Here is an 8,147-nt window from a genome sequence, read left to right on the forward strand (position 1 = left end):
AGCGGCGATCGCCTCCCGGACGGCGGCCTCGAACTGGCTGGCGGAAGCGGCAATGCTCAATCTCTTCTCTTCCTGAATGGCGGAGAGGATGCCGATCACGGCCGGCGTGCCATCGATATCCGCCAGGATCGGCGAGCCCGAATAGCCATGATTGGCAAGGCACTGCAACAGCATCAGCCCGCGGTCGTCGCGATCGGCGCGACAGTTTTTAAGTGCCGTCGGGGAATAGCGGCGTTCTTCGCCGTAGCCGATTTCAGAGATCGTCCCGGCCTGCGCGGCGGCCTGCACCTGCTCGCGGCTGAGCGCCTTGACGGCGACCGGCCGTGCCGGAACGGCATCCTTCAGCACGATCAGCGCCCAATCGGCTGGCGACCGGTCGACCGTCCACCTCTCCTTCAGGGTCGGAACGAAATCTTTCGCCAGGATGAACCGCTCGGCCGCCGCCGAGGAGGCCGGTGTCCCCTTGTCCATGCCGGCCAGGAAGTGGACATTGCCCGGGGTGACAAAGTCAGTGCCATTCAAAAGGCAGTGCGCGGCCGTCAGCACCACCTTCGGCGCAACGAGCGTGCCGGTGCACCAGCCGCCCCTGTCGAAACGCGCCATGGTCACGACGCCGATCGCCGAGGCCGGCCAGATCGTGGCATCCACGACCTCGCCGATGTGCCGGTCGAGGCCAAGCAATTCTTCCGGTCGCGGGTCGGAGACGCTGGCCAGCGATGATTCGGGCTTCGGCTTCCCTTGTGCGATGATGTCCTGGGCCTGGGCGCGCTGCGACGCAGTGAGCGGCACGGCCTGGGCCACGCGTGGCGCGGAGCGCACCCCGCCCTGCGCGGCCATGACGATGAAGGCGTAGCCCTGCACCGGGTCCTTTTCGACGCCCCTGCCATCCAGGGCCATGAGACCCCGCATGAACTGGGCCTGGGCAAATCCCTGCGCGGCGGCGCGCGCGAACCAGCGCGCGGCTTCCGCGTCGTCAGGCCGCACGCCGTCACCATTCACAAGGGCGAGGCCGAGGGCGTGCTGCGCGACCGCGAGCCCCTGGTCCGCGGCCTTGCGATACCATGGGATCGCCGCCGCAGCGTCCCGCGGCACGCCCCATCCATAGGCATGCATGAATCCGATGTCGAACTGCGCCCGCGCATCGCCCTTGTCGGCAAGCGGCGACAAGCGTCGCAGTGCGGCCGCATAGTCGCGCCGATGGGCCGCGGCGACGGCGTCATCGAGCTCCGCGGCAGCCAGCGGATCAGCAAGGCCGAAAAATACGATGAGACCAGCAAGAGCCTGTTTGATCATGCGCTGCAGGGTGGACCAGCAGCACGACCGGATCAAGGCGCGATCATATGACAAGACGCGCAACGCAAAACGGCGGGAAACCCCGCCGTTTCAAACGCCGTTCCACGAGTGTGGTCGGTAACCCTTACATCCCGATGTCGAACACCTGCGGCAGCTGGGCTGCGAGCGGCAAGGCCGCCGCGCCGACGAAGGTCGCAACCATCGCCATCAAGGTGCGGTTGCTGTGGCGCTTGCCGCGCATCTGGCTCGCGATCCACCTCAGCACGTCGGCATCGACATTGGCGGAACGGACCGGCGCCCAGCTTTCGATGTCGGTGTCCGGCGACAACGCGACGGTGCGCGGCGGCACCGGCAGACCCGACGCGGACGCGGCGTGATGGGCGACCGCTTTCGCCAGCAGGTCGTCGAAACGTCCATCGTCGCTGCGCTCGGTGGCCGCATCGTTGATCTCGAATAGCGCTTCGGCTTCGGCCCGGCTGACCGGCTGATGCTCGACCGCGCGCGCGGTCAGGATTTTTGCGCACCAGGCCGCGTCATCGGCATCGAGCGCGCGAGAAAAATGTACCCGGCCCCGGGTCGTCGGACCCTCGCCGGTGATCACGCCGTCGCGCACGATGGCAAGGGCCTGAGCCGCGGTGTTACGGCAGGATGGTTCAAGGGCGCCGATTGCATCGACGCCCCCAGGTTGAAGGGCAGTCATAATTCTCGTCTCGATTTCCATTCCGCGCAGGATGGCCCCTTGGGTATGAACGAGTAGTTAATGATTCGAAACTCGCATACGGGGCATTTTACGGAGTTGCCTGTTTAATCGCCGCGTCACGCGCCGGCGGTTCGGGCGGCTCGTATAGCCGCAAGCGGCGGGGGTTTGAAAGTGATAAAAGGCAACATCGCGGCGGCAATTTTCACTTTTATCCCAGCACATCCCGCACAAGAAAGTGATGCCACCAATATGCCCCTGCGAAGAAAGATTTATCCTTTTTCGCGGCACCGCGTTCACGAAAAGAGAATGACCTACTATAGTAGCCGCGACAAATTGATCTGTTGGATTAAGAGCATATTGATCTGTCGCTTTAACTGGATGAGGTAACACGATGGCACTTCAGATTGGCGCTGTGGCCCCGGATTTCGAGGCCGAAACCACCGAGGGAAAGATCAAGTTCCACGACTGGATCGATGGCAGCTGGGCGCTGCTGTTCTCGCATCCGAAGGATTTTACCCCGGTCTGCACTACCGAGCTTGGCGCGCTCGCCAGGCTGAAGGGCGAGTTCGACAAGCGCGGCGTCAAGCTGATCGGGCTGAGCGTGGATCCGGTCGACAACCATGCGCGTTGGTCGGAGGATATCCGCGAGACTCAGGGCGCCGCGCCGAACTATCCGATGATCGGCGACACCGATTTCAACGTGTCAAAGCTCTACGACATGCTGCCGGCGTCGACGTCGGGCGATGTCTCTAAGCGCACCGCCGCCGACAACCAGACGGTCCGCAACGTCTTCATCATCGGGCCGGACAAGAAGATCAAGCTGGTGCTGGTCTATCCGATGACCACCGGGCGCAATTTCCAGGAAATTCTTCGCGTCATCGATTCGCTGCAGCTGACCGCGAAGCACCGCGTCGCGACGCCGTCCGACTGGAAACAGGGCGAGGACGTCATCATCGCCGGCTCGGTCAGCGACGACGAGGCCAAGACGATCTATCCGCAGGGCTGGAAATCGCCAAGGCCCTATATCCGGATCGTGCCGCAGCCGAAATAGCGGCGGCGGTCGCCGCGGCATCGGCGGTCGGCCCCCTCACCCCGCTTGCGGGGTCGCGCGAGCAAGAGCTCGCGCTGTGAGGGTTGGGGTGAGGGGGAGTCTCCAAGCACCGCGCTCGTGGAGAGTCCCCCTCACCCGCAAGCGGGGAGAGGTGAACTGCGTGGATGATCCCAATCCAATTACATGCAGCGAATGCGATCAGCGCTTAAGCGGCGCGGACGCCGTCCAAAAACTTCTCCACTTCGTCCTTGAGACGGAGGCTCTCGCCGGAGAGAGCCTGCGCCGAGGCCAGCATCTTCGTAGAGGTCTCGCCGGTTTCGCTCGCGCCCTGCGCGGCGCTGCCGATATTGGTGGCGACCTCTGCGGTGCCGGTCGCGGCCGCGCCGACGCTATGGGCAATATTCTCGGTTGCGGCGCGCTGCTGCTCCACCGCCGCCGAGATCGAATTGGCAATGCCGGAGATGCGCTCGATGGTCTGGCCGATCGCCTTGATCGCGCCGACGGACTCCTGGGTCGCAAGCTGCATGTTGGCGATGTGGCTGCCGATCTCCTCGGTCGCATTCGCGGTCTGGCTGGCGAGCGACTTGACCTCCTGGGCGACGACGGCAAAACCGCGCCCCGCATCGCCGGCGCGCGCCGCCTCGATGGTGGCGTTGAGCGCGAGCAGATTGGTCTGTTCCGCAATCGAGGTAATCAGCTTGACCACGTCGCCGATTCGCGTCGCCGCCTCCGACAATTCGGCGATACGCTGATCGGTCGCGGCCGCCTGCCCGACCGCTTCTGCGGTGATGCCGTTGGATTCCTGCACGCGGCGCGTGATTTCCGCGATCGATCCCGACAATTCGTGTGAGGCGGAAGCGGCGGAACGGACATGTTCGGACGCCGTCTCGGATCTGCCCGCCGACTGCCTTGAAAGATCCGCAGTCAGGCGCGCAGTCTCCGTCAGCTGCCTCGCGACGCGTTCGAAGTCCGTCGAGGACTTCATCACGTTGTCGATCATGCCGCCGACCCGGGACTGGAACTTGGCAACGAAACTCTGCAATTCCTGCTTGCGCTGTTCGGTCGCGGCCGCAGCAGTCGCCACCTGCTCGTCGCGAAGCCGCTGGCGTTCCAGGAGGTTGCTCTTGAACACCGCGATGGTGCGGGCGATGTCGCCGATCTCGTCGCCCCGCTCGTGGTGATCGATCTCGATATTGCCGTTGCCGTTGGCGAGCGCGGTGAGCGATGTCGTCACCGAGCTCAGAGGTCTTGTCACGCTGCGCATGATCAGCATGGTCAGCATCAGCACGAGGACTGCGGCCACCACCGCGGCGATCGACATGGTCTGCATGGCATGCGACAGCATCGCGTCGAGTTGCGTCATCGGAATCCCGACATAAAGGATCCCGACCACAGTGCCGGCCGAGTTCTGGATCGGGAAATAGGCCGTCATGAACGACTGGCCGAACAGCGTGGCGGGACCTTTATAGGCCTCGCCGCGCCGGAGCAGCGCCTGTCCGGGATGATCGGCGGCAAGCTGGGTGCCGACGGCGCGGTCGCCATTCTCCTTCTTCACATTGGTGGAACGGCGGACGAATTGCCGGCTTGCCTCGTCATAGACGAACAGCGTCGCGTTGCCGCCGACATAGGACACGGCGCGATCGACGATTGCATGATCCTTGAACTCGGGCATGCGCGAAATTTCCGCACGCGTGACAACACCATCCTTCATTGTGATCTTGGCGTCGCCATAAATCTCCGCGAAGGTCAGCGCGAGTGTACGAAGATTGATCTCGATGTCCCGCAGTGCCCTGTCGGAGAACTCTGATGTCAACGACCAATATGCGGCTCCGACCACGAGCACGGTGTTGAGCGCGATGAGCAGGACGGCGCAGGTGACCGCCTTAGGTCCGAGCTTGACCTTGAGCGAGCGAGGGAAGGCTTTCATTTCGGGGGACTTTCGACAGCAGAGACAGTTCAAGCCTCGGAGATGTGGCAGCATCGATTTACAATCGCATTAACGGGCCCATGTTGATGCGATCGACGCGCAACAATTAAGTCTCCAACCTGCCCTGCACATCAGTAACTGGATACCTGCATGAGCTCCAACGTCATCGTCTGGTTCCGCGACGACCTGCGCCTGTCCGACCATCCTGCGCTGCATGAAGCGGCAAGATCAGGCGCGGGCGTGATCGGCCTCTATGTTCTGGACGATTCGAGCAGTGCGATCTGCGAGACGCGCCCGCTCGGCGGGGCTGCGCGCTGGTGGCTCGCGCAGTCGCTGCGGCGGCTGCAGGAGAGCCTTGCCGCAATCGGCGGCACGCTGGTGCTACGCCGCGGCCCCGCGGTGAAGGCGATCATGGAACTCGCGCGGCAGATCAAGGCCGACCAGGTGGTCTGGAACGAGATCGCCCAGGCGCCGGAACTCGCCCGCGCCAACAAGGTCGAGGCGGCACTGCGCGCTGCCGGCGTCGCGGTCAGAAAATTCCCCGGCGATCTCCTGGTCGATCCGGCGATCCTGCGCTCCAAGGAGGGCCGGGCGCTCCGCGTCTTCACGCCGTTCTGGCGGCGCGTGCTCGCGATCGGCGCCCCGCCAAAGCTGTTGCCGGCGCCGACGTCCCTGCGCCCGGTCGCCCCGATTGCGAGCGAGAGCGTGGAGAGCCTGCGCCTCGAGCCGATCGCACCCGACTGGGCTGCCGGCCTGCGCCAGACCTGGGAGGTGGGCGAGCGCGCCGCGCTGGAGCGGCTGAAAAGCTTCCTTGCCGACGGCATTGCCGGCTATGCGCGCGGCCGCGACCGTCCCGACATCGAGCGCACCTCGAACCTGTCGCCGCATCTGCGGTTCGGCGAGATCAGCCCGCGCCAGATCTGGCACGCCGCACAGTTTGCCGCCGCGGAGCGCCCGGCGCTCGCGGGCGACATCGACAAGTTCGTCAGCGAGCTCGGCTGGCGCGAATTCTGCCGCCACCTCCTGTTCGATTCGCCGGAAATGGCGACGCGCAACCTGCAGCCGGCCTTCGACGCGTTTCCGTGGCGGCCCGACCAGCGGGCGCTGCGCGCCTGGCAGCGCGGCCAGACCGGCTATCCGATGGTCGACGCCGGCATGCGCCAGCTCTGGCAGACCGGCACGATGCACAATCGCGTCCGGATGGTGGTGGCCTCGTTTCTGGTCAAACACCTCCTGATCGACTGGCGCGAGGGCGAGCGCTGGTTCTGGGACACGCTGGTCGATGCCGACGCCGCCAGCAACCCGGCGAACTGGCAATGGGTCGCCGGCTGCGGCGCCGATGCGGTGCCTTATTTCCGCGTCTTCAATCCGATCCTGCAGGGCGCGAAGTTCGATCCGCTGGGCGACTATGTGCGGCGCTGGGTGCCGGAGCTTGCGGATCTGCCGCCCGCGCTGATCCATCAGCCATGGAAGGCTGCGCCGCTGGAACTCGAAAGCGCCGGCGTCCGGCTCGGCATCAGCTATCCCGAACCGATCGTCGAACACCGCGCCGGTCGTGAACGCGCACTGGTGGCCTACGCCAAGCTGCGCGCGGCGTGATAAGTCGTCGCGCTTCTCTTTGACAGCTTCGGGAATCTCGTTATCGTCCTGCATTGGTTGAAACATTGGGGGACGATATGGACGACGATACACCCATCAGCGACATGACCGACGCGGGTCCGGCAATGCCGGAGCCGATGGAGGCGCCCAAGCCCGCGAAGAAGCGGAAGGCCGCCAAGAAAGCCGCGAAGAAAATAGCGCCGAAGAAGGTCGCGAAGGCGAAGAAGGTCGCCAAGAAGACCAAGAAGGCCGCGAAGAAGGCGCCGAAGAAAACCGCCAAGAAGAAGAAAGCGAAACGCTGATTCGCTTCGGGCTTGCGCAGGTTTGCTAGCCGCAAGCCGCGTTCCGATTTGAAGTCCCGCGGCCACAGCGGCCAGCAGCACGTCAGGGACTTCAAATCGGCGCACCCGGCCTGAGCGAACGGCCTCTTATCCACAACTAAGTTCAGCTCTTGTGCATCGTGCGCAGGAGCTGGCGCAGGGCATCGTGGCGCGCTTTACCACTCGTCCGGGCAGGGATCGACGATCTTCCAGAGCTCGGCGCCGTTCCTGATCTTCTTCATCTCGGGCGTCAGCCCGCCATTGCGGCGGATCCAGTCCTTCACCGTGTTCGGATAAAACGACATCAGCTCGGAGGTCCCCTCTGCGCTCGTGACCTTGATGCCGAATGTGAAGGCCTTGTCATAATAGGCCTCGTGAAAGCCGAGGCTGGCGCGCGGGGTCACGCAGATCCGGTTCATCGGCACGATGCCGAACACCAGCGTGCAGGCCGAATTGCAGATGCCGTCGATTACGACGCGCTCGCCGCTGTCGCGGATCTTCTTGAACTTGGCCTTGTATTCCTCGACATAGCCACCGTGATCGCTGGTGATGTGCAGCACGGCACGGGCGGGCGCGGTGACCACCGTGATCGTGAGCGACAGCAGAACGAGCAGCGGAGTGCGCATCGAGCGGTTTTGACCGGTTCGGCCGTGTTGAGACGCGGAAGGACCGGTCAAGACTTTAGCCGGCCCGCGCGGGAATGTCGCCAGACTGTCTTAGCAATGGGTTAAGCATGCGGAAAAGGCCAAAAATGCGGCGTGCACCGAAGCCTTCTTTGAGGGGATCGACGTCAGCTTTTCGGGAGCCTTTTGCCGTGTTTCGGATTAGACTTGGGATCGGATCGCCTTCTGGGGCACGCGTTACGGTCATATCCGGAGAAAAGAGATGAGCACGACGAGGTTTTTCGCGAGCCTGCTGCTGGCCGGAGCGACCTTGGCCCCCACCTTCGCCCTGGCCGCCGACTACGACGTTCCCGCCATGACCAGGGGCCATTACGGCCGTTCTTACGGCCTGCCTTACCCCCTGAGCCTGGACCATAATTATGGCCCGGGCGCCCAGCCCGGCACGTTCGCCTATTATGACGGCCCCGTCACCAACCGCTGCTATCAGAGCGCGGCGCGCTATCTCGGCCAGGACAATCGCGGCCACCCCTGCTTCTAGGCGTGTGCAGCCGGCGCGGCGCCGCAGGCCGCTCGCATTGTCGATGTCGGCTTCCGCGCCCGGTGAGTGGAGGTCGGAGCTTGCCGGGCGGCTCCG

General features: G+C 64.3%; 8 protein-coding genes. 3 read left to right on the forward strand and 5 right to left on the reverse strand.

Annotated features, from left to right (window positions below):
- On the reverse strand, nucleotides 1-1,293 hold a 1,293-nt coding region (locus JOZ76_RS04115; protein ID WP_291697351.1), incomplete at its 3' end, for a trypsin-like serine protease.
- A 124-nt stretch (nucleotides 1,294-1,417) separates the two neighbouring features.
- Nucleotides 1,418-1,993 carry a hypothetical protein gene (locus JOZ76_RS04120; protein ID WP_291697352.1) on the reverse strand — a complete coding sequence of 192 codons (576 nt, stop codon included), beginning with the start codon at nucleotides 1,991-1,993 and terminating at the stop codon, nucleotides 1,418-1,420.
- Nucleotides 1,994-2,384: 391 nt separating this feature from the next.
- Between JOZ76_RS04120 and JOZ76_RS04125 the strand changes: the two genes are divergently transcribed.
- The gene (locus JOZ76_RS04125; RefSeq protein ID WP_291697353.1) at nucleotides 2,385-3,044 is read left to right on the forward strand and encodes a peroxiredoxin; all 660 of its coding nucleotides are present in this window, start codon (nucleotides 2,385-2,387) and stop codon (nucleotides 3,042-3,044) included.
- Between the two features lie 205 nt (nucleotides 3,045-3,249).
- Here the strand turns inward: JOZ76_RS04125 and JOZ76_RS04130 are convergent, their stop codons facing one another.
- Entirely contained in the window at nucleotides 3,250-4,971 is a 1,722-nt protein-coding gene (locus tag JOZ76_RS04130; RefSeq protein WP_291697354.1) for a methyl-accepting chemotaxis protein, read from the reverse strand.
- A gap of 150 nt (nucleotides 4,972-5,121) precedes the next feature.
- On the opposite strand from JOZ76_RS04130, the gene JOZ76_RS04135 reads away from it, so the two are divergent.
- Nucleotides 5,122-6,570: a cryptochrome/photolyase family protein gene (locus JOZ76_RS04135; RefSeq protein WP_291697355.1), complete on the forward strand. Its 1,449-nt coding sequence runs from the start codon at nucleotides 5,122-5,124 to the stop codon at nucleotides 6,568-6,570.
- Nucleotides 6,571-6,610: 40 nt separating this feature from the next.
- Here JOZ76_RS04135 and JOZ76_RS04140 read toward each other — a convergent pair whose 3' ends face one another.
- Both JOZ76_RS04140 and JOZ76_RS04145 read right to left on the reverse strand, forming a co-directional pair.
- A complete protein-coding gene (locus JOZ76_RS04140) occupies nucleotides 6,611-6,967 on the reverse strand; it encodes a hypothetical protein (RefSeq protein WP_291697356.1) in 357 nt (118 codons plus the stop codon).
- Nucleotides 6,968-7,066: 99 nt separating this feature from the next.
- The gene (locus tag JOZ76_RS04145) at nucleotides 7,067-7,516 is read right to left on the reverse strand and encodes a hypothetical protein (protein WP_291697357.1); all 450 of its coding nucleotides are present in this window, start codon (nucleotides 7,514-7,516) and stop codon (nucleotides 7,067-7,069) included.
- A 259-nt stretch (nucleotides 7,517-7,775) separates the two neighbouring features.
- Here JOZ76_RS04145 and JOZ76_RS04150 point away from each other — a divergent pair, with 259 nt between their 5' ends.
- On the forward strand, nucleotides 7,776-8,051 hold the full coding sequence (locus tag JOZ76_RS04150; protein ID WP_291697358.1) for a hypothetical protein: 276 nt from the start codon (nucleotides 7,776-7,778) through the stop codon (nucleotides 8,049-8,051).
- The last annotated feature ends 96 nt before the right edge of the window (nucleotides 8,052-8,147 follow it).

The organism is Bradyrhizobium sp., assembly GCF_019244115.1.
GTDB lineage: Bacteria > Pseudomonadota > Alphaproteobacteria > Rhizobiales > Xanthobacteraceae > Bradyrhizobium.